This is a genomic window from Psychrobacillus sp. PGGUH221 (assembly GCF_042055255.1).
Lineage (GTDB): Bacteria > Bacillota > Bacilli > Bacillales_A > Planococcaceae > Psychrobacillus.
This window is the reverse complement of sequence record NZ_JAQMHQ010000007.1, coordinates 93,608-119,935: the sequence shown is the minus strand read 5'-3', so window position 1 is coordinate 119,935 and position 26,328 is coordinate 93,608. Positions and strand designations below refer to the sequence as shown.

General features: G+C 35.1%; 23 protein-coding genes. 5 read left to right on the top strand and 18 right to left on the bottom strand.

The features are described 5' to 3' along the window. Nucleotides 1–111 precede the first annotated feature (111 nt). Complete coding sequence (locus tag PGC35_RS13090; RefSeq protein ID WP_053588625.1) at nt 112–564, top strand: universal stress protein; 453 nt, start codon at nt 112–114, stop codon at nt 562–564. 379 nt (nt 565–943) lie between these two features. Here PGC35_RS13090 and PGC35_RS13085 read toward each other — a convergent pair whose 3' ends face one another. The 7 genes from PGC35_RS13085 to sppA form a co-directional block, all read right to left on the bottom strand. Further along, nucleotides 944–1,786, bottom strand: a complete 843-nt coding sequence (locus tag PGC35_RS13085) for a nuclease-related domain-containing protein (RefSeq protein ID WP_375219467.1) — start codon at nt 1,784–1,786, stop codon at nt 944–946. Between the two features lie 410 nt (nt 1,787–2,196). After that, nucleotides 2,197–2,460: an excalibur calcium-binding domain-containing protein gene (locus tag PGC35_RS13080; RefSeq protein WP_375219466.1), complete on the bottom strand. Its 264-nt coding sequence runs from the start codon at nt 2,458–2,460 to the stop codon at nt 2,197–2,199. Nucleotides 2,461–2,862: 402 nt separating this feature from the next. Further along, nucleotides 2,863–4,053 (bottom strand): acetate kinase, encoded by a 1,191-nt coding sequence (locus PGC35_RS13075; RefSeq protein WP_275788985.1) that lies wholly within the window; start codon nt 4,051–4,053, stop codon nt 2,863–2,865. Nucleotides 4,054–4,120: 67 nt separating this feature from the next. Then, nucleotides 4,121–5,050 carry a class I SAM-dependent methyltransferase gene (locus PGC35_RS13070; protein ID WP_375219465.1) on the bottom strand — a complete coding sequence of 310 codons (930 nt, stop codon included), beginning with the start codon at nt 5,048–5,050 and terminating at the stop codon, nt 4,121–4,123. 47 nt (nt 5,051–5,097) lie between these two features. After that, nucleotides 5,098–5,607, bottom strand: a complete 510-nt coding sequence (gene tpx / locus PGC35_RS13065; protein WP_375219464.1) for a thiol peroxidase — start codon at nt 5,605–5,607, stop codon at nt 5,098–5,100. A 36-nt stretch (nt 5,608–5,643) separates the two neighbouring features. After that, the gene (locus PGC35_RS13060; RefSeq protein ID WP_375219463.1) at nt 5,644–6,225 is read right to left on the bottom strand and encodes an RDD family protein; all 582 of its coding nucleotides are present in this window, start codon (nt 6,223–6,225) and stop codon (nt 5,644–5,646) included. Between the two features lie 15 nt (nt 6,226–6,240). Next, nucleotides 6,241–7,251 (bottom strand): signal peptide peptidase SppA, encoded by a 1,011-nt coding sequence (sppA, locus tag PGC35_RS13055; protein ID WP_375219462.1) that lies wholly within the window; start codon nt 7,249–7,251, stop codon nt 6,241–6,243. A 154-nt stretch (nt 7,252–7,405) separates the two neighbouring features. Here sppA and PGC35_RS13050 point away from each other — a divergent pair, with 154 nt between their 5' ends. Further along, complete coding sequence (locus tag PGC35_RS13050; RefSeq protein ID WP_375219461.1) at nt 7,406–8,206, top strand: NAD kinase; 801 nt, start codon at nt 7,406–7,408, stop codon at nt 8,204–8,206. A gap of 335 nt (nt 8,207–8,541) precedes the next feature. On the opposite strand, the gene rarD is transcribed toward PGC35_RS13050, so the two are convergent. The 6 genes from rarD to ezrA all read right to left on the bottom strand — a co-directional run bounded on the left by rarD (nt 8,542) and on the right by ezrA (nt 15,835). After that, nucleotides 8,542–9,447: an EamA family transporter RarD gene (gene rarD / locus PGC35_RS13045; RefSeq protein WP_375219460.1), complete on the bottom strand. Its 906-nt coding sequence runs from the start codon at nt 9,445–9,447 to the stop codon at nt 8,542–8,544. 134 nt (nt 9,448–9,581) lie between these two features. Next, a complete protein-coding gene (mbcS, locus tag PGC35_RS13040) occupies nt 9,582–11,165 on the bottom strand; it encodes an acyl-CoA synthetase MbcS (protein WP_375219459.1) in 1,584 nt (527 codons plus the stop codon). Between the two features lie 145 nt (nt 11,166–11,310). Next, nucleotides 11,311–11,514 carry an alpha/beta-type small acid-soluble spore protein gene (locus tag PGC35_RS13035; RefSeq protein WP_053588614.1) on the bottom strand — a complete coding sequence of 68 codons (204 nt, stop codon included), beginning with the start codon at nt 11,512–11,514 and terminating at the stop codon, nt 11,311–11,313. 81 nt (nt 11,515–11,595) lie between these two features. Continuing rightward, the gene (thiI, locus tag PGC35_RS13030; RefSeq protein ID WP_056832987.1) at nt 11,596–12,798 is read right to left on the bottom strand and encodes a tRNA uracil 4-sulfurtransferase ThiI; all 1,203 of its coding nucleotides are present in this window, start codon (nt 12,796–12,798) and stop codon (nt 11,596–11,598) included. Then, nucleotides 12,795–13,937, bottom strand: coding sequence for a cysteine desulfurase family protein (locus PGC35_RS13025; protein ID WP_375219458.1), 1,143 nt, complete (start codon nt 13,935–13,937; stop codon nt 12,795–12,797). Before PGC35_RS13025 ends, thiI begins: the two co-directional genes overlap by 4 nt. A 197-nt stretch (nt 13,938–14,134) precedes the next feature. Then, nucleotides 14,135–15,835, bottom strand: a complete 1,701-nt coding sequence (gene ezrA / locus PGC35_RS13020; protein WP_375219457.1) for a septation ring formation regulator EzrA — start codon at nt 15,833–15,835, stop codon at nt 14,135–14,137. Between the two features lie 147 nt (nt 15,836–15,982). On the opposite strand from ezrA, the gene hisJ reads away from it, so the two are divergent. Next, nucleotides 15,983–16,792 (top strand): histidinol-phosphatase HisJ, encoded by an 810-nt coding sequence (hisJ, locus tag PGC35_RS13015; protein WP_375219456.1) that lies wholly within the window; start codon nt 15,983–15,985, stop codon nt 16,790–16,792. Between the two features lie 2 nt (nt 16,793–16,794). Beyond that, nucleotides 16,795–17,274: a GAF domain-containing protein gene (locus PGC35_RS13010; RefSeq protein ID WP_375219455.1), complete on the top strand. Its 480-nt coding sequence runs from the start codon at nt 16,795–16,797 to the stop codon at nt 17,272–17,274. A 910-nt stretch (nt 17,275–18,184) separates the two neighbouring features. On the opposite strand, the gene megL is transcribed toward PGC35_RS13010, so the two are convergent. Together megL and PGC35_RS13000 are read right to left on the bottom strand one after the other, a co-directional pair. Continuing rightward, nucleotides 18,185–19,378, bottom strand: a complete 1,194-nt coding sequence (gene megL, locus PGC35_RS13005) for a methionine gamma-lyase (RefSeq protein ID WP_375219454.1) — start codon at nt 19,376–19,378, stop codon at nt 18,185–18,187. Between the two features lie 268 nt (nt 19,379–19,646). After that, nucleotides 19,647–21,503, bottom strand: coding sequence for a sensor domain-containing diguanylate cyclase (locus PGC35_RS13000; protein WP_375219453.1), 1,857 nt, complete (start codon nt 21,501–21,503; stop codon nt 19,647–19,649). A 392-nt stretch (nt 21,504–21,895) separates the two neighbouring features. On the opposite strand from PGC35_RS13000, the gene rpsD reads away from it, so the two are divergent. Then, nucleotides 21,896–22,498, top strand: coding sequence for a 30S ribosomal protein S4 (gene rpsD / locus PGC35_RS12995; RefSeq protein WP_053588607.1), 603 nt, complete (start codon nt 21,896–21,898; stop codon nt 22,496–22,498). A 450-nt stretch (nt 22,499–22,948) separates the two neighbouring features. On the opposite strand, the gene PGC35_RS12990 is transcribed toward rpsD, so the two are convergent. From PGC35_RS12990 to PGC35_RS12980, 3 genes are read right to left on the bottom strand one after another with little or no spacing between them, the layout of a single operon-like run. Next, a complete protein-coding gene (locus PGC35_RS12990) occupies nt 22,949–24,172 on the bottom strand; it encodes a CaiB/BaiF CoA transferase family protein (protein ID WP_375219452.1) in 1,224 nt (407 codons plus the stop codon). Between the two features lie 55 nt (nt 24,173–24,227). Continuing rightward, nucleotides 24,228–25,421, bottom strand: coding sequence for a thiolase family protein (locus PGC35_RS12985; protein WP_375219451.1), 1,194 nt, complete (start codon nt 25,419–25,421; stop codon nt 24,228–24,230). 22 nt (nt 25,422–25,443) lie between these two features. Beyond that, nucleotides 25,444–26,289: an AraC family transcriptional regulator gene (locus PGC35_RS12980; protein WP_375219450.1), complete on the bottom strand. Its 846-nt coding sequence runs from the start codon at nt 26,287–26,289 to the stop codon at nt 25,444–25,446. Nucleotides 26,290–26,328 lie beyond the last annotated feature (39 nt).

Here is a 26,328-nt window from a genome sequence, read left to right as displayed (position 1 = left end):
TAATTATACGGATAAGTTCACAAGTTGTTCTTAAAAACTTACTCTAAGTAGAAGGAATACAAAAAGAAATCTCGAAATATATATATATAACAAGAATAGGAGGTTTTAATTATGACATTAAAATACAAACAAATTCTAGTTGCAGTAGATGGTTCTAAAGAGGCGGAGCTTGCTTTTAAAAAATCTGTATCCATTGCAGCAAGAAACAATGCCACTTTAAACTTGATTAACATTATTGATACAAGATCATTTGCTGCAATCGAGGCTTATGACCGCTCCATCGCTGAACGAGCTCAAGTTTTTGCGGAAGAATTATTAGATGGATATAAAAAAGAAGCTCTTGCAGGTGGCGTTGCAAATGTGAACATAATTGTTGAGTATGGCTCACCAAAAACAATGATTTCAAAAGACATCGCAAACAAAGTAGAAGCAGATTTAATCATCTGTGGAGCAACTGGTTTAAACACAGTAGAACGCTTCCTTATCGGTAGTGTATCTGAATACATCGTTCGCTCCTCAAAATGTGATGTTCTAGTAGTTCGTACAGAAGAAACAGAAAGTTAAATAAAAAAAGGTAGCCCTAGGGCTACCTTTTTTATAATTCCGCCAATCTTATTGTGTCCCTCGCAATCATTATCTCTTCATTCGTCGGAATAATACAATTACTTTTACTGGTGAACAGACCGTTGATATGGCAACGTTTCGAAAATTCTTCTTTTTTTATACTAGATTCATCCAATAATCTTCATTAATTTGTGCGATACTTCAGAAATTCATCATCTTCCAATATTCTTCTTCCTATTACGAATAATAAATAGAGTTAATGTTTTTATAGTTTCTTCTATTTATACGTTAGTCTGAAATGGTGTATTAATTCTACACTTGATTATTACTTATATAATTATAAAGAAAACTTATCACATATAAAAAACCCTATATATTTTTACTGATGATGTTTTTGATGTTCATAACAATAAGTACTACCCTTAAACCGTTCTTTCTTTGATAAACAATATGCCTTGACCTTTTCAGAAACTGCCTTCCCACACGTTTTACAAGTAGAAAGGTCACCCTCATTCATAACAATCTCTTTACTATCCTTATTTTTCAACTTTTCAACATGTTTATCTCTTATTTCAGAAGCAGTTATGTTTGCATTCTTTAATTTATTATATAAGTCCTGTAATTCTTCATTTGAAAATAGTGGTTCCTTATTTTGAAGCTTAAGTATATTAATCTTTCTCCTAATAAACTCAGATAATTCTGTGTCATATACAATCAAATCATTCGATTGTATCTTTCTTAGTTCTTCATTTACTTTAAATGTACATCTTTTAGTAAAAGATACCATTGATACAAATTGTTTCTCATCAACAGTCTCGAGAACTGCTTTAATCGCTTGTATATGACCATAATTTTGATTAAAAGGATTCATGAGTGAAAATTTACCATTAACACTCCACTGACCTCTGCTCCTATCACCATAAATAGTACCAGAATAATTTTTTGTCTCTATTACAAATATCGCATAAGTCGTAAAGATTACATGATCAATTTGTGAATAGCCAGACTTAGCATGAAGGTTGGAAATCAAAACATCACTAAGGTATTTATTATTCTTAGGTAGTTGTTCAAGTTGTATATTTACCTTATATTCACCGAGCTCACCAATTCTTGTAGAAGTCACATTTAATTTCTTCTTTTTCAAATCAATATTTTTAGTAACTGAAACTTCTTCTTGTGATTCTCTTTTAAATAACTTTTTAAAAATTCTTGATAACAACATACACTCCTACTTCCTTTTATAATTTGACACTTAGAACGATACAATAGTTAATAATATTTATTTTAATTTTTCTGCTAATGGCTTTTTATGTGCCTTAATATTTTTGGTTATTCCTCAACTTCTAGCATATTTCTTTCTATTTCCAATGTATTATCACTAACATCAAAAGAATTTAATATATTAATAGTTTCTCCTATTTCTGTTCGCCCAACTTCATTTATCAATGTAAGCTCCCGAAAATACTCTGTTTAGTAATTTCGATATTATAGCTTTTTTAAAAATAATATTTTCATAATTCTTTAATAGTTTTTAATAAAAAAACTATTCTTTTATTTTTAGTACATAAAAAACCTTTCATCCGAAAGGTTTTAATTGTTTTATTACTAATCATCTGTACATATATATATTTTTTATTTTTCGCATGCAATTAAGTCATTATCACGGTCGCTTTTCTTATTTGCATCATAAAGTTCTTTTGAAACAAAAGGTTTGTAATTCGTTTTACCACCTTTGTTTTTAACTGATGAAGAACGAGCGACACTACCCTTATAAACCTTATTTAACTCCGTGCAGTTTTTATAAGTAATCGTTTTTGCCTCTGCTGATTTAGTTGGACCGAAAGAAAAACCTATTACTAATCCTACCGATAATAAAATAGTGAACATCTTTTTCATACTAAAATCAACCTCCTACATAATTAAAACTCTTGAGTTCTTAAAACACTAATAATATATTGTGTTTTTTCGGTAAATTGCCACTCGATAAATCTTCTAGCGTCGTCATATGCTTCCGAACACCGAAACATCGTTCAAAATCATTGAATAGTTTTATGTAACTTTCAATTGTTCTAGATGCACAACCTTGTAACGTTTTAATGCGAATAATTAGTTCTCTACCCTCAACCCATGTTAAACCTTACCTGTTGATGATGTTCTTCTTTTCTTCATAAGACAACCCCCTAGAGTGTAATCAGAACCCTGAGAAAGTTGTACATATCAAATTTCGGTAATGATTGCACGAGTGAGAATAATCATAACCAGATTGGATTTTACAAAAAGTAAAATCGCTCAAACCCTTTATAATTCCGCTAATCTCATCGTATCTCTCGCAATCATTATTTCTTCGTTTGTTGGAATAACAATTACTTTTACTGGTGAATGTGGGTAATTTATAAACGTTTCTTTCCCAAGTATTTTGTTTAAATCAGGATCCATATAAACACCCATAAATTGTAGTCCACTTAAAACTTTTTCTCGAATGACCGAGCTATTTTCTCCTATACCTGCGGTAAATATAATTGCGTCTACTCCATTCATTCTTGCAGCATAAGAGCCAATATATTTGTGAATACGATTTGCAAAAACATCTAGAGCTAACTGTGCACGATCATTTCCTTTGGAAGCCTCGTTAACGATATCACGAAGATCACTGGAAAATCCAGATACTCCTAGCATACCAGATTTTTTGTTTAATATATCTAGTACTTCTTCTGCGCTTTTACCCGTCTTTTCCATTAAATAAGGGATGAGTGCTGGGTCGAGATTCCCCGATCTTGTACCCATCGTTACTCCGGCAAGAGGTGTGAATCCCATTGAGGTATCGATTGATTTTCCACGATTGATAGCAGCGATACTTGCTCCATTACCTAAATGGCAGGAAATAAATCGAGTAGTCTCAATAGGTCGATTTAACATCTCTGCTGCACGATAAGCAACAAACTTATGAGAGGTACCATGGAAACCGTATTTACGGATGCCATACTTCTTATAATAGTCATAAGGAATGGAATATAAGTATGAGCTCTCTGGCATTGTTTGATGAAAGGCAGTATCAAAAACTGCTACAGCAGGAACATGCGGTAATTCTTTCGCAACCTCACGTATACCTGTAATATTTGCTGGATTATGTAATGGTGCCAGCTCAGATAGCTCATCTAATTTATCCATAACCTTTTCATCGATCAGTATAGAATCACTGTAAACTTCCCCACCATGAACAACACGATGTCCAACTCCGTGGATATCCTCTAAAGAGTGAATGACATCTTTTTCTAACAGCTGACGAATGATTAATTTAACAGCTTGTGTATGGTTTTCAACATGTTCAATTAATTGAGTACGTCCACTTTCTGTCGTCATCGTAAAAATTGGCTCGCTCAAACCAATTCGCTCGATTAACCCTTTTGCAATTACTTCTTCTTCTGGCATTTTGAGCAATTGGAACTTTAAAGAAGAACTTCCTGCATTAATTGCTAAAATATTTGCCATAAAAAAACGCCCCTTTATAAACTAGTACGTTAATTGTACCTTTCATAGAAGGAGCGAGCAACAATCATTATTTAGCGTTTTCTTCTTGCCATATGTCAATTTTTTTAAAAAAGAGTTCCATTGCTTCTTTGTTCGACATATTTGGTACTCTTGCAAGTAAAACTTCTCTTGGAGCTTTTAAAGTCTCATTTTTCTTTTGTATGATTAATAAGCTTTTTTCTTGTCCTTTTGATTTGAAAATAGTTGACGGTAATTGGATAACAGCTTGAATCCAACCATTATCTTTCAAGAATTTATGCAGTTTTGGAGCTTGTTTCGATTCAAAAATTGTCTCAGGTACTAAAAAGTATAACAAGCCACCTGGCTTCACATGTTTCATCGACTGCTCGATAAACAAGTGATGTGCATAAGACATCTCTTCTTCACTATGTAGGAAGTAGTCTTTTGCTGATTCTGAATCAGGATAATATCCAACAGGCAGATCACTTACTACAATATCAACTGGATCGATTAGTAAAGGCTGTAGAGCATCTTGTCTAAATAGTTGTATGTCGCAACTTAACAACTCTCCTGTTTGTGCAGCCAACTGGATTAACAAATCATCAATTTCTACTCCAAATGCATGGTTTTCTGTTGGTAATGCATTCATTATTGTATAAAGTAAATTACCTGTTCCTAAGGCAGGGTCTAAAATTGCCAATTCCTTTTTGTCTTTCGACATTTCCTTCACAAAATAAGCTACTAGTAATCCAATCGCATCTGGGGTCATTTGATGATTGACTTGAGCGGATTTTTTCATACCTTTAAGTATCGCAAGTTGTACAGCTTTTCTTATTTGCTCCTTGCTAGGATTAATGATGGAAGGTATTTTTTTGTCTGTTAACCATAATTCCAGAGCATAAATAACTCCCTCTAAATAAGTAACAGATGCTTGTTCTTCTATAAAGCTACTCTCTTGATCGATAAACGTAAAAATTTTTTCTACATTTGTGTGCATATTTATCCCTCATAGTAAAACCCACTCTAAGAGTGGGCTTAAATGTTTTATTTGTTCGTTAATGCTTTAACCGCTTCTAATGCTTTTTCATAGTCTGGATGATCGGTACCTTCGCTAACGTATTCAGCGTAAGTAACAACGTCATTTTTATCGACTACAAAAACAGAACGAGCTAGTAATCGTAATTCTTCCATATAAACACCGTATGCTCTACCGAATGAAAGGTCACGGTGATCAGATAGAGTTTGAATTGCGTCAGCAGCATTAGCTCCGCACCAACGTTTTTGAGCGAATGGTAAATCTACTGAAATAGTTAAAATTACTACATCTTCACCTAAACTAGCAGCACTTTGATTGAATTTGTTTGTTTGTGTAGAACATACTCCTGTATCAAGGGAAGGAACTACACTTATTAAACGAACTTTACCAGCAGAGTCTTGAAGTGTTACTGGTGATAAATCATTTGCTAGAACTGTAAAATCTGGCGCTTTTTCTCCAACTACTACTTCTTTTCCAACTAAAGTTACTGGATTGTTTTTAAATGTTACTTGAACCATAAATATGTAGCCTCCTTTTTCAATATCTTCATCTTACTAGAATATGTTCTGCTCTTGCAACTCTTTTGCAGCAGGAGGACGTGTATATTCAACTTTCTGAGTTTTATCATATACAGCTTCGTGTACTACTAAAGTATCTGCAATAAAGTCGTGAATAGCTTGCTTTTTAGGAGTAAAAGCAACTGCAAGATATGGAATATTTAGTGGAATCACCGAAATAATTCTACCAACCCATTCTCTAAATAAAACCGTACTCCATTTTAACTTTTCTCGGTCCTTTGTGATTACTTTAATACCAAAAATCATTTTTCCAACTGTTTGGTTGAAAAATTTCGTCATCAACACGAAATAAGCATAAAATATAATTGATGTAATTAAGGTAAAAGGAGCATACCAAGTAGGATCATTTATCTCCAATGAAAGTAAACGGAAAATAGGTTTTATTAGTAACATCCCAATAGAAGACAAAACTAACAGGTCCGCTACATATGCCCAAAATCGTATCCAAAAGCCAGCCGCTTTGTGCTCAAATTGATCAGTTGGCTTTGCAGTGACTTGTTGAGTTGGAGCTTCACTTACTTGCACAATACGTTCTTCTGGCTGTTCAATTTCACTCATCATATTCCCTCCTTATCATTCACCGTATAAATACATCATGCGAGGTGCACTATTATCTGCAATCAGTTTACCGATTAATTTAGACTCCATATCTACACCAAAGAATGATTGTGCCTTCATCGCAAACAATGAAGAAAAACTTGGCGAATATCCATATTCAAAAACCTCTGCATCTTCCAAATCATTGTCTGTTTTGATCGCTTGAATTACATCTTCTATAAATCCAATTTCATCTGCTAATCCTGCTTCAACTGCTTGACGGCCATTTACTATTCTTCCGTCCGCTACTTTTTTAACTTCAGCCTCCGTCATATTACGTCCTTGTTCGATAATATCTACAAAATCCTCATAGGAATCGTTCAACATGACCTGTAACAATTCTCTCTCTTCTTCTGTCATCTCTCTTGATGGACTCATAATGTCCTTAAATGGACCTGATTTGATGGTAACAAATTCTACACCGTATTTCTCTGCAAGCTTACCATAATTGACACTTTGCATAATTACACCGATTGATCCTGTAATTGTTTCTTTGTTTACAAAAATTTTATCCGCAGATGCTGAGATATAATAACCACCAGATGCTGCCATACTGCCCATCGAAACATAAACCGGCTTACCAGCTTCCTCTTGTATCTCTCTAATTTCTTTATAAATTTGCGCTGATTCAACTACTCCACCACCAGGAGAGTTTACTTGAAGTACGATAGCTTTAACTGATTCGTCTGTTTTCGCTTGTTCTAATTGCTCTAAAAAGAATTGATGATTATAAGTCTCCGTAGCAAAAAGTGATCCAGTACTTCCTGTATCCTGTATAACTCCATTTACTGTAAGGAGTGCAACACGCTCATTCATATTACCCTCTTCAATTACTGTTTCATAAAATTCAGAGCTTGAAACTGATGCAAACTCCTCCATCATTGCTGTCCAATCCGTTGAAAATGCACTCGATAACGTATTGACAAAAATAGAAACTGCTAACAATACGGATGCCCCTAAAATGGCAAACCAACGTTTCATATTCATATACCTTGTTCCTCCTTTTGTTTACATTCTTACATACGAAAAAAATGTCTAAATGTTTCATGAAATGTTAAAATAAATGCATATACAGAAGATCACATACTTCTAATTAATTTTATATGATAAAAATATTATTTAATTAAAAGGAGAAAGCTTAATGACCTCAAGAAATACAATATTTCTTTATACTAAGAATGACATAGAATCATTAGAAAAAAAAGATGTTTTAGCAGATGCGATTCAATCGTACGGCTTTCAGGTTGTAGACAACCACCAAGATGCTTCTATTATTGTTAGTATTGGAACAGATGGATCTTTTTTGCAGGCAGTTCGCAAAACTGGTTTTCGTCAAGATTGTCTTTATGCTGGAATATCAACAACTGGCACATTAAGTATGTACTGTGACTTTTTAATAGAAGATATAGAAGCGATGGCAGAAGCAGTATTAAATGATCAAATAAAAGTTCGAAAATATCCGTTAATGGAAATATCGGTCAATCATAATCCGAAATTTTATTGTTTAAATGAGTTTGCGATTCGATCCAATATCATAAAAACATTTGTATTAGATATTATTATTGATGATAAACTCTTCGAGACGTTTCGAGGAGATGGCATGGTTATTTCAACACCAACTGGAAGCTCTGCCTACAACAAGTCGTTAAACGGTGCAGTTGTAGATCCACTTCTCCCTTGTATCCAAGTAACAGAGATTGCTTCCGTCAATAGCAATGAATTCAGAACACTTGGCACTTCTTTTATATTGAGCGGCAATAGATCTCTCGAACTCCGTTTACATAAGGATTGGAATGATTATCCTTCGATGAGCACTGACAATGAAGCATTGAGCATACAGCATGTAGAAACTGTCTCTATTGCTTTAAGCAATAAAATTATCAAAACCGTAAAATTAAAAGATAATAGCTACTGGGAAAAAGTAAAACGTTCTTTTTTATAAGGGTCTATTATTTTACCTTCAAAAAAGTGTGCTGGGTCTGATTCTACTAATGAAATAGTATTGTATTAAAGGGTATATCCAGGAAGTACGCCTTACACGCCGCAAGAGCGCGAAGAATGAGACCCCGCAAAGGATGGGAGAGCGACGAAGGAGCGACTTATCCTGCGGAGGCTCATGCGTAGCGTGCGGCAAGCGCACATCCGTTTTCTACTTTCTTTGGCTTGTTCGTTGTAAATATATTCAATAGATTCTCAACAGAATAAAAACTTACGTCTAGATCTTCCCAACATATTATGAGGAGCATGAGAAACCTTTTAATAAATAGAAACAGGTAGTCATAGCACTACCTGTTTTTTTCGTACCTCAACAATTTTTGATGCAGTAAATAAAATTAACGCAAGCCAAATAAAGGAAAATGATATGAATTCAATTTTACTAAACGTTTCGTCATATATAAAAACTCCGATAACCAACATGAGAGTCGGAGCTATGTATTGAAGAAAACCAGACATATAAAGCGGCATCGTTTTAGTACCTTTGGCAAACAACACAAGCGGTACCGCAGTTGCTACACCAGTAAAAGCTAACAATATCATAGTAGGAGTACTAGAATGAAAAAAGACTGCTTTATCAGTAATTAACAAATATCCAAAATAAATAAGAGCCACTGGTAAAACGAACAAAGTTTCAAGCGTTAATCCTCTCAATGGATCAATCGTTAAACTTTTTTTAATAAGTCCATAAAAAGCAAATGTTAACGCCAAAATAAAAGCAATCCATGGGATTTCTCCATAGGAGACAGTTAAAATTGCCACTCCTGCAGCTGCTATAAGTACGGAAAGCTGCTGGGCTCTTGATAATTTTTCTTTTAAAAAAATAATACCTAATAGCACTGAAATTAATGGGTTAATATAATAACCTAGACTTGTTTGAACAATGTATCCTGCATTTACTGCAAATATGTATGTAAACCAATTACCCGTTACTAAGTAAGAAGCTAGAACAAGACTCCAAAAGGCTTTCTTATTTTTCCAAAGTTCTTTTAAATCACTTATTAATACCCGAAAGTTCTTCATTAGAATTACTACTAAAAACGTAAATATAAAGGACCATATTACTCGACTTGCTAAGATTTCGTCGCTGGAAACATCCAAAAGCAACTTCCAATATATTGGCATAAAACCCCAAAAAATATAGGCAATAGCTACGATTACTATCCCTTGTTTTTCTTCATTTTGCAAAACTATCACCCCACATATTTAGGAACTCGAAACACAAGAAACATTATAATACTTTACTTCACTGAAGTAAATGGACATATTTATCAATCACACAAATAAAGCACGGAGAATATAAAATTCTCCGTGCTAATTTATTATTTAGTTTTGAGTTGTTGTTCTTGCTGTCTTAACTCTATTCTTCTAATTTTACCGGAAGTAGTTTTTGGTAATTCCTTGATAAATTCTATTTCACGCGGATATTTATATGGCGCTGTCATGGATTTCACATGCTCTTGAAGTTCTTTCACTAGTTCCTCAGTGCCTTGAATGGATGAATCACGTAAAACAACAAATGCCTTTACGATCGTTCCTCTAAGCTCATCTGGACTTCCAACAACTGCACATTCTTGAACAGCAGGATGCTTTGTAAGTGCATCTTCCACTTCGAATGGTCCAATGGTATAACCAGAGCTAATAATGATATCGTCTCCTCTACCTTCAAACCAAAAATATCCATCCTCATCTTTTTTCGCTTGGTCGCCTGTAATATAGTAATCTCCTCTAAATTGCATAGATGTTCGTTCTGGATCCTTTAAATACTCTTTAAATAGAGCTGGAGTTTCTATATGCACTGCAATATCTCCAACTTCTCCTGGAGCACAAATTTCTCCAAATTCATTCACTATTTCTACTGTATTTCCAGGAGTAGGTTTTCCCATAGAACCAGGACGAGCTTCTGTCCCTTTCATTGTTCCAACTAATAATGTATTTTCTGTTTGACCGTAGCCGTCTCGTACTTCTAAATTGAATAATCGATCAAATGTTTCAATAACTTCTCTATTCAAAGGTTCCCCTGCTGAAACAGCACTGTGAAGTGAGGAAAGATCATAGTCTTTTAATCCATCTACTTTAGCCATAATTCGGTATTCAGTAGGTGTACAGCAAAGAACATTTACTTTTTTCTCTTGCATATTTTTTAAATACGTATTTGGGTCAAATTTCCCATTATAAACATAACCAATCGCACCACTTCCTAAAGTTGCAAGGAACGGACTCCAAATCCATTTTTGCCATCCCGGACTAGCCGTTGCCCAAACAATATCACCTTCTTGAATCCCAAGCCAATTTGGAGCAGATGTTTTTAAATGTGCAAAAGCCCAGCCATGTGTATGCACTACACCTTTTGGATTTCCAGTTGTACCACTTGTATAAGATAGAAATGCCATATCATCCTTTAAAGTATCTACCACTTGAAACTCATCTGATTCTGCTACAATTTCATTTGTTAGTGATACCCAGTTATCTTTACTTTCACCTATTACTAATAGTAATTTTTCATCTAAATGAGAGACATCTTCGAATTGGTCTAAAAATGGCTCATATGCAATTATAGCTTTTGCTTCACTATGCACAAGACGATATTCAATATCCTTTGCTCGAAGCATTTCTGAACTCGGTATTACAACTAACCCCGCTTTTAATGCTGCGATATAAACTTCGTAAGCCTCTATTAATCGAGGAACCATGATTAATACCACATCACCTTTTTGAAGACCTTTTCGTCTAAAAAGATTCGCTATTTTATTTGACCTTTTCATTAGTTGATTATATGTACTAGTCTTCACTTCACCCTTATCGGATTCCCAAATAAGTGCTAACTTACTTTCATCTTTACTATATTTTTCAAATTCACTAACTAGGTTATAATTTTGAGGTGCAATTAAGTCTTGTTTATTCATCCTAACTCCTCCTTTTTATACACTTTAATTATAAAGGAAATTAACTGAGTTTTATATATAAAATTAATTTTCAGAAACCTTTATTTATAAAAAAATAACCACAAAAAGAAAAACCGGCAGCCTAAGCTACCGGTCCGTTGTTTTCTTATTTGCTGAAACCATTCATTTGTTGTTGAGCTTGAGCAACTAATCGCTTAGTGATTTCTCCGCCTACGGATCCGTTGGCACGCGATGATGCTTCTCCCCCAAGTTGTACTCCAAACTCTTGAGCAATTTCATATTTCATTTGATCAAGTGCTTGTCTTACTCCTGGTACTAAAAGTTGGTTTGAAGAATTGTTGTTTGGCATGTCTCTCACCTCCTTGTGAATATAGATTGGTCGATTTCTTTTAAATCATACACAAGGCGATGAGGTATATTTTGTTAATTATTAAAGCAGATTTTCAAACTCGTTTTTCTTTTTACTTGGAAATGAAAACACTTCTCTATTCTCTACTGCTTCTTTTATCAATTCATCAAAATCCTTAAAGCTTTCATAGTATTCCACTTTTTCAAGCTTTGGCTTTGTTTTTGGACAGGATGGCGTGAAAATTGTACAACAATCTTCATAAGGCAATATAGAGGTCTCATATGTCCCAATACTTCGAGCTATATCAATTATTTCAAGTTTGTCAAAAGAAATAAGTGGTCTAAAAATTGGTGTTGTGGATACTGCATTTATTGCTGTTAAGCTTTCTAATGTTTGGCTTGCAACTTGTCCTAAGCTCTCACCTGTGACTATTCCTAGTGCTCCAATTTCTTCCCTTACAAGATCAGCGATTTTCAACATCATTCTTCTAGTCGTTGTCATTGATACATTATCGGGTATTTGAGCTTGAATACTTTGTTGGATTGCGGTAAAAGGAATGACATGCAATCTTACTGTTGCGCCAAAATGACTTAATTGATTGGCTAAATCCATCACTTTTTCTTTTGAACGTTCACTTGTAAAAGGTGGACTATGGAAGTGAATTGCATCTAATCGAACTCCACGTTTCAATAACATATAGCCTGCTACAGGACTATCGATTCCTCCAGAGAGCATCAACAATGAGCGACCATTGGAACCAAGAGGCATTCCACCAGCACCAGGTATAACTTGTGCCATCATGTATACTGCATCTGATAAAACTTCAATTCGTAATTCAATTTCTGGCTTTTTCATTTGCACTTTTAAGGTAGTAAATTGTCTTAGCACATGATTTGCAACTTCTCTTTGAAGTTCATACGTATCTAGTGGGAATCGTTTATCGGTACGCTTTACCGTTACTTTAAATGTTTTATCTTCGTAGTCTAAACTATCGATAATTTTTATAGCAGTTTCTTTTATATCCTCCAGTTCTTGTGTACAAGAAGCAACTGGGCTGAATGATTGAATACCAAATATTTTTGGAAGACGTTTGATCAGTTCATCAATTTCTGCATCCTCTTTCGAGCTAAGAAACATTCGATCTCTTTCAGCTGTGATTTTTACATTAGGTAAATCAACAAATGAAAATTTTATATTGTTTCTAAGATGTGTAATGAATGCCTTTCTGTTTTTACCCTTTGTTGATAATTCTCCGTATCGAACTAATATTTTTTCCCATTTCATCTTTTTATTTCTCCTTTTATTACATTCATTACTTTCGTAAATATTTTTTTAAATTGCTCCACTTCAGCATCTGTATTCGTATACGAAAGACTCAATCTAATGACACCTTTAATATAGTCATCTTCTAGATGCATAGCTTTTAATACATGACTCGTTTTCGTTTGTTTAGATGAACATGCACTGCTTGTAGAGACAATGACGTCTTCCTTTTGCAAAGCATTTATAAAAACTTCTCCTTTTACACCTTTCACTGAAAAAGAAATGATATGAGGTGCTCTTATTTCCGGGGAAATGATTTTTATGGAAGAAAATGTTTTTAAAAAACGCTTAAGTTCCTCTGTCATTTTTATTAAGTTCTCTATATGTTCCTTAAGATTAACACTCGCTAATCTTACTGCTTTTGCTGTACTTACAGCAAGAGGAACTGGCGTTGTTCCGCTTCTAATCCCAGATTCTTGTCCGCCACCATAAATAATTGGATCAATTTCTATTGAATTTTTTAATGCTAGAAGTCCCGAACCTTTGAGACCATGAATTTTATGAGAAGAAATAGTAATAGCATCAACATGTTGCTCATCAAAATTTACAAGCATCTTTCCAAAGCTTTGAACGGCATCCATATGAAATACAGCTCGACAATTCGATTTAATGAGTGCGGATATTTCATTTATCGGTTGGATAGATCCTATTTCATTATTAACATGCATAACACTAACTAAAATTGTATCTTTACGAATTAATGTTTTTAAATCGACTATAGAAATAACCCCATCCTTATTAATAGGAATTTCTTCCACAATAAATCCTTGCTGTTGAAGCATTCTTGCTGCTTCTAAAATAGAAGGATGTTCGATTTCTGATATGAGAACATGATTACCACGCAGTTTATATTTATTTGCTAAACCGAATATGGCTAAATTATTCGATTCTGTTCCACCAGATGTAAAATATATTTTTTCGCTTGCAGTTTTTAGAACATCTGCAACTTGTGTTCTTGCTGATTGTAGCAATTCATTTGTATGATGCCCAAATTCATGGATAGATGCAGGATTTGCCCAAAAATTTTCATTTACCGATACAAATGTATCCATTATTTCTTTATGGGCTTTAGTTGTAGCACTATTATCAAAATAAATCATGTGTTATACCCTCCTTTTCGGAAAAAAACCACCTTCACAATTGTGTGAGGCGGTTCACATTAGTATACAAAGTCTAAATAAATTAAAATAGATCGTTGTTAAACTGTATGAAAACACTTCTCCGTTAAAGTGCTTCTTACTGAAATAAGATTTTTGCAGCAGCTACAAAGTTTGAAAGTATTTCTGAAACCTTCTGATTATGTACGCCAAGCGTCTTCTTTCACTAGAACTTCAATTTTCTTTAAAGCGCCCGGTTCAACCTCTTCAACCGCAGTTGCAGCATCTTCCAAAGCTTTTGCATATCTAAGTTGTCTAAATGCTTCTTCTGCTTCCAGTAAGCGCATGTGAACATTTGGATGATTTGCGCGATATCGGTTTCCATATTGTATTATCTTTTCTGTTAATAATACATTTTCAAGCATTTCCTTCGCCTTTTGATGCACTTCTTCCATACAAGCTTCAGCTTTTGATAAATAGTTTTCGACTAAAGACATGTTGAGAGGAACTTCTTGCAGGCTTTGCATCGCTACATAAATATGTTCTTCCGCTTCTTCTAAGCGAACATCCATATCCTCTGGAATTCCAGGGATATTAGCTTTTTGTAACATTCGGTCTGTATCGTGCAATAAATTTTTTAATTCCTCTAGTTTCGCGCGAGCTTTGTTTTCATCAATTCGAAGGTTTTTTAAACTATTTGCAAATCGATCTTGTTCTTCATATAAACGGTCAATATCTTCTGCAATTTCGTTCAATTCTTCTTGAAGGCTAGAATAAGCTGATTTTTCTTCCTCAACCCGGCTAGAAAGTAACTCAAATTTCTTTTGCAACTCTTCTAACTCTTTTAAACAGCTTTGAGGAATCTCTGCCTCTTTTTCTGGTAAACGGTAACTTTGTTGCACGTAGGTTGCTTCTTCGTTTACTGCAAGAGTTACGGATGTAACTTCTCTAAGACGATCAGCTGTTTTTTCTTTATGCTGGTCTACGTATTTTTTTGCTAATACTTCTTTTTCAAGTAAATCATAGAAAGTTTCAATTTCATCTTTTATTTCTTCAACACGTTCAATTGTTTTGGTCACTTTTAGTTCAACAATAGCTTGTTTTAAAACTTTTAGCTCTTCTTCTATAGCATCTAATTTTGCTGTCATTTCTAGATGTTGCAAGTAATAAGAGCTCTCTTCCATTTCCTTTTGACCGTTTCTTAAATCGTGAATACTTGCAGGAATCTTGTGTTGAATTTCTGATAGCACTGTAGGGATATCATGTAAAATATGAAAAAACTTTTGTCCTTCATTTTGTACAGATATGACAATCTCACGAGCGCTTAAATAATTTCCTGAATCTGTCAATTTATCAAATTCTTCAAAATGAGGATTAAATGATTCTAATTTAGCCTCAAGTACTGGAACTGCATCCCCAAATGAATACTGATGTGCAAGTAACGTTTTTCTAGCAGCGCGATGCTGTTCTTTCAACTGTTCCATTTCAATGCGATTCTTTTCTTCACTACCAATTAATTCTTCAAGTTCTTTTAGAATCGTAGACATTTTCTGATCACATGAAGTAATTAATGACTGAATTTCTTTTTCAGTCTTGGAAGCCTTTATAAAGAGAAACTTGTCTACGTTTTCTTCCGCATCAAATAATAGAACATCAATTTTAGGCATCAGTACATCCATTACCTCTGTCCATGTATTCCTCCAACGCTCAAACATTTCTTCTGTTTGACCATTCATATTCAGCTGTTTTACTTTCGTCATTTCTTCTAAAATCGGTTTATTTTGTATCTGGTGTTTTTCATGTTCTAACCGTTCAATTTCAGTATTATGTTTTCGTCTTATAATAAATGCAAAAACTGCAATGACTAAAAGTATAATAACCACTGGGATGATATACTTCATCGTAAGCCCCCGTTCCAAGATCAAGAGTTCTATTTTAACTATTACTATATATTTTACCATTCTTTTTATGTTATTGTTTCATAAAACAAGAGAAAAGCAATGAATTCTTTGAAATAATTGTATTTTATTCAATTGGAGGTATATTTTTTGAGAAAAGATGGCCATATTCATACACCATATTGTCCTCATGGTTCACTCGACTCTTTTCACTTATACATTGAAAAAGCGATTAAAAACGGGTTCCAAGAAATGACGTTTACAGAACATGCCCCATTACCTAAAAATTTCATCGACCCTACTCCCGAGCAAGATAGTGGGATGGAATTCACTAGGCTCGAATCATATTTGTCTGATATACATGATTTGAAAAAACAATATGAAAAAGATATTATTATTTCAACGGGGTTGGAAGTAGATTTTATTTCAGGCTTTGAAGAAGAAACAACTTCTTTTTTAAATACGTATGGTAAATATTTAGATGATTCTATCTTATCTGTTCACTTTTTGCGTTTTGAAAATAAATATACATGTATCGACTTTTCCAAAGCTACTTATTTAGAATTCGCTCAACAAGTTGGAAATCCGATATCTATGTACAAATTGTATTATAAAACACTCATGGATTCAATAACGAGTGATTTAGGAAAATTTAAACCAAAAAGAATTGGTCATATTACGCTTATACATAAATTCCAACATGCCTTAACAGAAAAAATAGATGATCACGATGTTATCGTATCCATTTTAAAAGAAATGAAAAATCAACACCTTCAATTGGATGTAAATAGCGCTGGTCTGGCAAAAACGTATTGTTTAGAAAGCTATCCTCCTCCTTCCTACATTATGTTGGCAAAAGAGTTAGGAATAGAATTGGTTTTTGGGTCAGATGCGCATCAAGTAAAAGATTTACATCAATTTTATAACGAAGCAAATAAATATATAGAGAATGGAGAATAATCATGTTTACTCAATCAACGTATTCAGAAGATTTATCTGCAAATTATACGATGCTAAGCAAGCAATTAGATGCATTATTAGAAGGAGAAACAAATGCAATCGCTAATTTAAGCAACGCATCGGCACTTTTAAATCAATTTTTCGACCAAATTAACTGGGTAGGCTTTTATTTGATGGAAGACGGGGAACTAGTGTTAGGACCATTTCAAGGTTTGCCTGCATGTGTAAGAATCCCAATTGGTAAAGGGGTTTGTGGAACAGCTGCGAATACGAAAGAAACAGTAATTGTTCCTGACGTACATGCTTTTCCAGGTCATATCGCTTGTGATGCAGCCTCTCAGTCAGAAATTGTTGTTCCAATTGAGAAAAACGGCGAACTGTTAGGTGTACTTGATATCGATAGTCCAATTAAGAATCGTTTTTCCGAGCAGGATAAGCAAGGTTTAGAGCAATTCGTACAAATTTTAGTAAAACATCTATAAAAGACTGTTGATTAGATAAAATTAAATTAGATACTAAGAATTTTATTTGCCTTTGCTATAGCCCCACTAACGCATACTCATCGAAAAAAATGACTAATACTCGTATGTCTGCTGTCGATGTTCTATTAAATGAGCAACATAGTTTAGGAAATCCTAATTCATCCTAATTCCTACTATATTAATCAAAAAGGATTTCTTCATAAACAGTTTTCTATAGGTATTGTGCACCTTACACGAGGACACTGAAAAAGTCTATAGAATTTGACTTTTTAAATAAGCTCTTCCAATAAATAAGAAAATCGTTGAAACGGCTCCCTTTCCGCGGGCGTTGCCTTAGCCTCCTAGGCCAACACGATGTTGGTCATGCAATCGTTGCCGCAGGATGCGGCGAACTTAGATTGCCTTCCCCACAACTGCGGGGTCTACGGCTATCGCTATTCCCGCAGGAGTGTCGCCTTTTTCAACGATTTTCTATAAATACTAATTGTAAAAATATAAGGAATAAAAACTCGCTCTATTAATGGCATAATGGTTTTCTAATTGAAAAGCGGATAATAGTTGATTGGAGTGGAAGGTGGCGACTCCAGCCGGAATAGCAAATGTTTTCTGCACCGAAAGCGAAGCGGCAGGTGCATGAGCTGAAGACCCTGGACTGAGCGAGCGAGGGAAGCGGCTGAAGCCATGCCGGCGGAACGCGTCCGCCTGGAACGGAAATCTACGGGTCTGTTATAAAATCTCATTGAGGACTTTTTCAGTGCCCTCCTTACACACTTCAAGACCGCGAAGAATGAGACTTCATACGGATGAGAGAGTGCCAGATGACTCGTCATTGAAAGCTTAGTCGTAGCATGCATAATCGCACAAGCCGTGTAGTATGTGTACCTAATCATAAAAAGCTGAGGGATATCCCTTAGCTTTTTAGTTTGGTGAAAGCTAACTGTAAGTCTTCTATTAGATCAGTAGAATTCTCTAGACCAACAGATAAGCGTAACAAACCATCTGTAATTCCCATCTCCATTCTTTCTTTTTCAGGTACTACTGAATGGGTCATCGTAGCTGGATGCTGTATTAATGTTTCTGCATCTCCTAAACTAACTGCAATTTTAATTAATCGTAGTTCATTCATTAGCTTTTGAGCACTCTTAAGACCGCCTTTAACCGTAAATGAAATAAGTCCTCCTCCAGCTTTCATTTGCTTTTTAGCTATCTCAAATTGAGGATTCTGCTTATCATAAGGGTAGTAGAAGTTTTCTACCAAGTCACACGTTTTTAAAAAAGATAAAATATCCTCCGCATTTTTTGTATGTCTATCCATTCTAACATGTAGTGTTTTCAATCCTCTGATCAGTAACCATGCATCAAATGGGGATATAATCCCACCAAAATCTTTTTGGATAGACATTCGTATCGCTTCTATTTCGTGTTTTTGTTTACCTACTAATATTCCCGCAATAACATCTCCATGCCCATTAATATACTTTGTCGCACTATGCAAAACAAAATCTGCACCTAGTTGCAAAGGATTTTGTAAATAAGGTGAACTAAAAGTGTTATCGACTACTACTTGTATTCCATGTTTTTTAGCTACTTTTGTAATTAGTTCGATATCCACAATTTCCATAGTTGGATTAATCGGTGTTTCGATATAAATGCAGGTAGTATTCGGTTTAATAGCACCCTCAATTTCTTCTTCGCTTGCTAATAAGGACAAATCATGCGAAATATTATATTTTTCCTTTAAAATGTTCAAGAGACCAAATGTACAACCGTAAATTCCTCGAGTACAAAGAATATGATCTCCTGCTTTTGTTAAATGAACTAATATAGTACTAACTGCTGCCATTCCAGACCCAAAAGCCAATGCCCCTTCCCCATATTCAAGAGCCGCCATTCGTTCTTCTAAGACGTGAACAGTTGGATTACCAAGTCTTGAATAGATTCCACCAGCTTCTTCACCTCCAAATCTTCTAGCACCTTGCTCTGCTGTTTCAAATGCAAAGGTAGAAGTTTGATAAAGAGGTACAGATAAACTACCTTGATGCTGGTCCGAATTATATCCCTTATGAATGTATAATGTTTCCTTTTGTAGCTTTTCATTTGTCATGCAAATACACTCCCTTGTAAACGCTTACATTTATTTTACAATGAATAAAATAAAAAAGATAGGCATCTTCACCTTGTTAAAGTGAAGATGCCTCGGGTTGTAGACAAATTTAGTAGGGTTCATTTCAGACTGTCTTGAAAACGCTTGTCATTCGAGGCGCGCCAGCACTAGGCGGAAGCGAATAGAACTTGAGTTCATGAGCTTACAACGAAGTGCAAGCAACGAAGAATGCGAGCGTTTGTCAACAGTCTGAGGCATCTTCACCTTGTTAAAGTGAAGATGCCTTATAAATACGTAATTGGTTTTTACCACTATTTTTTGCTTCATATAGAGCTGTATCTGCATTGTGGAACAAATGATGAAAAGAAGGAAGCTCATTTTTATCCCATCCGCAAACTCCAATGGATACAGTTACACTCGGATTTGTATTGTCAGGAATTAATTTAATTATGTTTTTGGACTCTTCTATGCCTTCTTCAATCGTCATTTGAGACAAATATACAGCTAGTTCCTCTCCACCCCATCTAGCTCCAATACCAATTCCTTCTGTTCGCTTTTTAATGACACTTGCGATTTGCTTCAGTATTTCGTCTCCAACCTGGTGGCCATGTGTATCGTTGACTAATTTAAAGTTATCAATATCCATGAGGATGAAGACGCCACGCTCGTCATTTTTCATAGACGTTTCCACGTATTTATCTAAATATTTTCGTGCAAAAAGATTAGTCAAATGATCACGATTCACCATTTCCTGCAGTTTATTACGCAATTTAGAATTGCTAATCGCTAGAGAAGAATGCTGTATGAGAGATTGCATTAATTTGAAGCTATCAAATGAAAAGAAATACGGTTCTTTATGTAAAACAATGCTAAATCCAGTAATAAGATTTTGCTCTTTAATTGGTATTGCAATGAGCGATTGAAAATCAAATTTTTGTTCTGCTAGTCTATTAAGATCTGCAATGAACAGAGCATCCTGAACTTTTCCAAAATGGTTGACTACATATTTTATATATTCTTGTCCATTCGATGTATGAAAAAATTCTGAACTGGCGGACGAAACTTCAGACCCTTGGTCGTTTAAAAAAACAAACCCAATTTGTTCTGGCTTAAAAGATTTATTTAATTGTTTGTGTAAAAAGGAGAGCATATCTTCTAAAGATAAATTCATATTAAGCTTATGGGAGGTTTCATTAATTAATTGCAAATCAGATACTAATCTATGTGATTGAATATATAGTTTTGCATTTTCTAATGCATTTCCAGCTGCTGTAGCAAGTAAGGATGCAAATTCTTTTTGTCTAACTGAAAATAAATAATCCAGAGGTGTAGACAATTGCATTATGCCATAAATACCTTGTTTCCCTTTAATAGGTACATTTAATAAACGGGCTCCTAAATCTGTTGCTAACTCTGTTGTGATTTCCCCTGAAACATATGCTTCAACTGTTGCGGGTCTCTCAGATGTATAGTCAAAAAGTTTATACGGAACCGATGTCTTTCGATCTTGATCATTGGACAATATTAAGATCGCTTTAAAATTTGGAAACGCCTCTTGTACAGCATTTAATGTACCTTCTAAAATTTGTCCAATATCAAGTGTTGAATAAAACATCTTCGTAACATTGAACAAGTTTCGATATTGATGTTCTTGCTGTGTTAAATAGACGGTTTTTTTTATTTTTTGAACCAATGTACTAATACTAGTTATAAAACTGATTACTTCTGTTGTCTGGGAAAATTCCTTCCATTTTTGAGTTGATTCCATTATTAACAAGCCTAAGGGTTTATTTTCTTGATCCCTTAACAAAATAGATACTTCGCCATCTGCCAAATTATTTTTTTGTAAAAATGGTATTTCATTAAAGTCTTGACCACAAAAATATCCTTCGACTTCAAACCATTTAATTGCATTTAATTTTTTTGCTAATGAATGATTCCATTGTAATTGTAAAAATGTATCTGTATCAAATATGAAGTAATTTGCCACCTGAACATTAAAAAACTCGGAAAGTATTTCTTTTAAATCTTCGAACCAGTCATAACTAGACTCATGATTAAAGACATTTTCATACCAAATATCTAAAATACGGCTCTTTATAGGCTCCACTATTTTAACGTCCATCCATTTAACACCTCTTAACTTTCCAAGTGTAAATACATTACTTTTATCACATACTCTTTATAATTCTATTTGACTATACTTCACATAATTTGTCAATTAATATACGACTAATCAGAATAGTAAAATCTTTTATATATCAATGTAATTAATGACTTAAAGTTTATTATATGTTGACTTACAAATTATAAAAAGTTACAATAGAATTTGTGTAAAATAAATGCAGCAGTTGTATGATCTAGATTGCTCATTTTGTTCCTCTATAGTTATAGATGGTGTATCCTGTAACCCTTGGCTGCATGGGCGATGATACATGAAAACAAAATGTCTGCTAGTTTGGATACATCTGGTCTTATTTTACAACAAAATAAAACCAATAAAAGGAGGAGTCATTCATGGCTCGATATACAGGTCCATCATGGAAATTATCACGTCGTCTTGGTATCTCACTAAGCGGTACTGGTAAAGAATTAGAAAAACGTCCTTACGCACCAGGACAACACGGTCCAAACCAACGTAAAAAATTAACAGAGTACGGTCTTCAATTACAAGAAAAACAAAAACTTCGTCACACTTATGGTGTTAACGAACGTCAATTCCGTACACTATTTGATAAAGCTGGTAAAATGCAAGGTAAACATGGTGAAAACTTCATGATTCTTCTTGAAACTCGCCTTGATAACATCGTTTACCGTTTAGGTCTTGCTCGCACACGTCGTGGAGCTCGTCAATTAGTTAACCATGGTCACGTTATGGTTGATGGTAAACGTGTAGATATTCCTTCATACCGTTTAAAACCAGGTCAAGAAATTTCTCTTCGTGAAAAATCTCAAAACCTTAATGTTGTAAGCGAATCAATCGAAGTAAACAACTTCGTACCTGAATATCTTTCTTTTGATGCAGACAAAAAAGTTGGTACATTCGTTCGTCTTCCAGAACGTGGAGAACTTTCTGCTGAAATTAACGAATCTCTAATCGTTGAGTTCTACTCTCGTTAATCGAGACACTCTGCAAATAGTAGTATTAAAAGCCTTCAAAACCTTGATAATACAGGGTTTTGGGGCTTTTTTATTTTTATTAGATAATGCAAGATAAAGCATGAAAAAGCAGGTTATTGGGGCTATTTTGGGGCTACAGTGGGGCTAGCAATATAAATAAATGGCGACGTATGTACAGTAATGGGGAAGTATAATTTGAATAATAAAAACAGAAGCACTTAGATTAATTTATTAATAACTATTTATAAAAGTACTTTTTTCTGCTACAACTACTCAATATGTTGCTTCCAGTTTGGATCTTTTTATTCCCGGAATGATTCATTGGCTAGAGTATTATTACAGTTTATAAGGAAAAAGTGGGTACTGAAATCCTGTTTATTTTGGTTGCCTCATACCTGAAGAACCCCTTCAAAGCCTTTTCGCGGCTCGAAGGGGTTTCTATTTAACAGATTAATTTCTATGCACCGCTAGTGTATCCTTTTCAACTCTGATAATTTTGTTTGTTTGGAAGTCCTCAATTTCTTGATCTGTAAAGCCCAACTCCGTTAAAATCTCTGCTGAATGTTCTCCGAGATTTGGTGGTGGTGTGAATTCAGCTATAGGATTATCTTGAATCTTAATGGCAGCGCCAGGAACTGGAACCCCGCCTTTATCTCCCATTTTTAACGTTTGGATCATTTCTCTATGCTTAATTTGAGGATCGTTGAATACCTCATCTAACTTATTCACGGGGCTACTTGCAATTCCCCTTTGTTGTAAATGTTGAAATGCTTCAAGTTTAGTTTGTTCACTCGTCCATTGAGAAATAGCTTCTTCTATTGTTTCCCTTCTTTTAAATCTCCCCTCTTTCGTATATAAAGGAGATTCACTTTGACCCCACTCATTTTTCCCTATTAGTTCAGTTAAATCTTTCCATTGTTTTTCAGACGCTAATAAATAGCTTGAGATGAATACATACCCATCTGTTGTAGGGAATGATTTCGAAAGTTCAAACCGATCTGTCTTTCCCCATCTTTGACTTGTAATACCATGTAACTTGGCCTCAGCAACACTGAAGCCTAATAAGGATACTAGTCCGTCAAGCATGCTTATATCAACAAAGCGCCCGTGCCCTGTTCGTTCCCTATGAAATAGGGCAAACATCGTACCTAGAGCAGCTTGCATTCCAGCAATATGATCTGCTATGAAAAATCCGACATATGTCGGCGGACCATCTGGATGCCCTGTCAATTCTGCTAACCCACTCATTGACTGAATGACTCCATCATATGCTCCATAATTTTTATAAGGACCTGTTTGTCCGAATCCTGTAATATGAACCATGCTAATTCTAGGATTCACAGCTGAAATTGCGTCATAATCAAACCCCAATTTTTCTGGTACATTCGCTCCATAATTCGTTACTAACACATCAGCTGTTTTGACTAGACGAGTGAAAATCTCTTTGCCTTTTTCGCTTTTTAAATCAATTGCAATTCCTCTTTTATTACGATTTTCCGAGGCAAAGTACAAACTAATATCGTCATCCATCGGGGCAGAAGTTCTTCCGACTTCCCCCTCTGGTCGCTCAATCTTAATAACGTCAGCTCCATGATCTGCAAGTATCTGGCTACAGAATGGTCCTGCAATATAATGTGATAAATCCAAAACTCTGATACCAGATAAAATAGACACAAACATCACCCTCAATCGAATTATTTGAAATTTAGAGACATATTATGACCATGCTTTATGCTCTTTCTAAGATTAAAGAAAATCCTTGTCCTCCACCAACGCAAAAAGTAATTAGCCCTCTCGATAAATCTCTCTCGTACATTTCTCTAGCTGTTCTTGCGACAAGAATGCCTCCGGAAGCGGCATTTGGATGTCCAATCGCGATAGCCCCTCCATTTGGATTCACTTTATCCATATCAATGCCTAGCTCGCGTATACACGCAAGTGATTGTGCCGCAAATGCTTCGTTTATTTCAATGATATCAAAGTCATCAATTAACAATCCTGTCTTCTTTAGTAATTTTCGTGTGGAGTAAACGGGTCCTATTCCCATGATTGAAGGGTCAACACCTGCAGATGCAGATGCTCCGATTTTAGCCAAAGGTTCTAATCCATATTTTTCCGCTTTCTCTCTACTCATAATAAGAACTGCCGAAGCACCGTCATTTAACGGCGAAGAGTTTCCTGCTGTCACTACTCCATCCCCACTCATAACTGGGTTTAGCTTTGATAGCACTTCAAGATTTGTTTCTGGCCGAATGCATTCATCTTTTTGGAAAACCTTTGTTTCTCCTTTTCTCTGTGGTATATGAATAGGAAATGTCTCAGCATCGTAAAATCCTCTCTGCCACGCAGCCTCCGCTTTCAAATGACTTGCAAGGGCAAATTCATCACATTCCTGTCTAGAAATGCTATACATCTCCGCGAGATTTTCAGCTGTGACAATCATAGAAGGATTCCCATATTCTTCATTGGTTGTTTGACCTGATAGAAACTCAAGCTTATCCGGATACGCCTTCTCTGGACTTTTTACATAGAACGGCTTTTGGGAGTGACTCTCAACCCCGCCCGCCAATACAACTTCGCATTGACCAGAAGATACTAGCATTGCTGCCCATGCTACCGCATTAAGTGAACTCGCACATTGGCGATCAATTGTGATTGCGGGTACTTCGATAGGGAAACCTGCTTCAAGTGCTGCAACTCGCGCAAAGTTAAAAGAATGACTATCGAATAAATTCCCCATGATAATCTCATCAATATCCTGTGGATTCACCTTATGTTCTTCTACAACATTTTTCATTGCCATTGCTCCGAGCTCTACAGCTGAAAAGTTAGCGAGAGTACCGCGCATTTTCCCAACCGATGTTCTAGAAACTCCCACTATTACAGCGTCTTTCATACTTACTGAATTATCTACTCTATTCATTATTATTTATCCCCCTTGGCATTTAAGGTAGTGGAATCGTTGCAATACAACTCACTTGAGAACTCGCAAGGGATAAACCGTAGAGTTCATTTTTCCGGAAGTTTCCGGGTGAGGTACCTACAATCTTCTTAAATGTCTTGATGAAATGGTAAACGTTGTTATATCCCACATTACTACTAATCTCCGATACATCTAAATTCGTATTGATCAGCAACTGAGCAGCTTGTTCGATTCGAACTTTATTTAAAAATAGGTTGATTGTCATACCTGTATTGTCCTTAAACGTTTTACAAATATAATTCTTGCTATGTCCAACATGTTGTGCAACTTTGTCCAAAGGAACTTCATTGGCATGATTTTCTTTTATATACTCTTTAATTTGATCCGAAACCATTAACTTTTGCTCATTCATTGTCACATTCATCTTTTGATATCGAATTATATAATAGAGGGTAGCTAGTAGTGTATGTGTGCCAATCTCTCGATACCAAGGAGACATCTCAAGTCCTTCATTAAAGACTAAATTCAACATGGCCTCTATGTTATCGGAGCCTATACAGACATTTGGAACATGATGTAAACTTTCTTTTAACTCATTATTAAAAACCGCATATTTTACTTCCAGCATGCGTAACGGTTTTCCATCTACGTCACGTGTGTCAGCAATGCCATGCCTATCAGTAGGTCTAGTAAACAAGTACATACCCTGAGTCAACTTGACACGTTCCTCACCTGCAATAAAGTCCCCTTCTCCGCTAATTACATAATAAATTTGATAGTAATCATTATGTGAATGGGGTTCAAGAGAGCTTCCTGAAGGGTATTCACTTTTAGCAAGCCATAATATATTTATCATGTTAGTATCCATTTTTTATCACCTTAAGTAATTTCATTAGTTTCTTCTTGG

Coding starts and splice junctions, on each gene's coding strand:
- PGC35_RS13090 (WP_053588625.1), top strand. CDS start 112: ATGACATTAAAATACAAACAAATTCTAGTTGCAGTAGATGGTTCTAAA.
- PGC35_RS13085 (WP_375219467.1), bottom strand. CDS start 1,786: ATGTTGTTATCAAGAATTTTTAAAAAGTTATTTAAAAGAGAATCACAA.
- PGC35_RS13080 (WP_375219466.1), bottom strand. CDS start 2,460: ATGAAAAAGATGTTCACTATTTTATTATCGGTAGGATTAGTAATAGGT.
- PGC35_RS13075 (WP_275788985.1), bottom strand. CDS start 4,053: ATGGCAAATATTTTAGCAATTAATGCAGGAAGTTCTTCTTTAAAGTTC.
- PGC35_RS13070 (WP_375219465.1), bottom strand. CDS start 5,050: ATGCACACAAATGTAGAAAAAATTTTTACGTTTATCGATCAAGAGAGT.
- tpx (WP_375219464.1), bottom strand. CDS start 5,607: ATGGTTCAAGTAACATTTAAAAACAATCCAGTAACTTTAGTTGGAAAA.
- PGC35_RS13060 (WP_375219463.1), bottom strand. CDS start 6,225: ATGAGTGAAATTGAACAGCCAGAAGAACGTATTGTGCAAGTAAGTGAA.
- sppA (WP_375219462.1), bottom strand. CDS start 7,251: ATGAATATGAAACGTTGGTTTGCCATTTTAGGGGCATCCGTATTGTTA.
- PGC35_RS13050 (WP_375219461.1), top strand. CDS start 7,406: ATGACCTCAAGAAATACAATATTTCTTTATACTAAGAATGACATAGAA.
- mbcS (WP_375219459.1), bottom strand. CDS start 11,165: ATGAATAAACAAGACTTAATTGCACCTCAAAATTATAACCTAGTTAGT.
- PGC35_RS13035 (WP_053588614.1), bottom strand. CDS start 11,514: ATGCCAAACAACAATTCTTCAAACCAACTTTTAGTACCAGGAGTAAGA.
- thiI (WP_056832987.1), bottom strand. CDS start 12,798: ATGAAATGGGAAAAAATATTAGTTCGATACGGAGAATTATCAACAAAG.
- PGC35_RS13025 (WP_375219458.1), bottom strand. CDS start 13,937: ATGATTTATTTTGATAATAGTGCTACAACTAAAGCCCATAAAGAAATA.
- ezrA (WP_375219457.1), bottom strand. CDS start 15,835: ATGAAGTATATCATCCCAGTGGTTATTATACTTTTAGTCATTGCAGTT.
- PGC35_RS13010 (WP_375219455.1), top strand. CDS start 16,795: ATGTTTACTCAATCAACGTATTCAGAAGATTTATCTGCAAATTATACG.
- megL (WP_375219454.1), bottom strand. CDS start 19,378: ATGACAAATGAAAAGCTACAAAAGGAAACATTATACATTCATAAGGGA.
- PGC35_RS13000 (WP_375219453.1), bottom strand. CDS start 21,503: ATGGACGTTAAAATAGTGGAGCCTATAAAGAGCCGTATTTTAGATATT.
- rpsD (WP_053588607.1), top strand. CDS start 21,896: ATGGCTCGATATACAGGTCCATCATGGAAATTATCACGTCGTCTTGGT.
- PGC35_RS12985 (WP_375219451.1), bottom strand. CDS start 25,421: ATGAATAGAGTAGATAATTCAGTAAGTATGAAAGACGCTGTAATAGTG.
- PGC35_RS12980 (WP_375219450.1), bottom strand. CDS start 26,289: ATGGATACTAACATGATAAATATATTATGGCTTGCTAAAAGTGAATAC.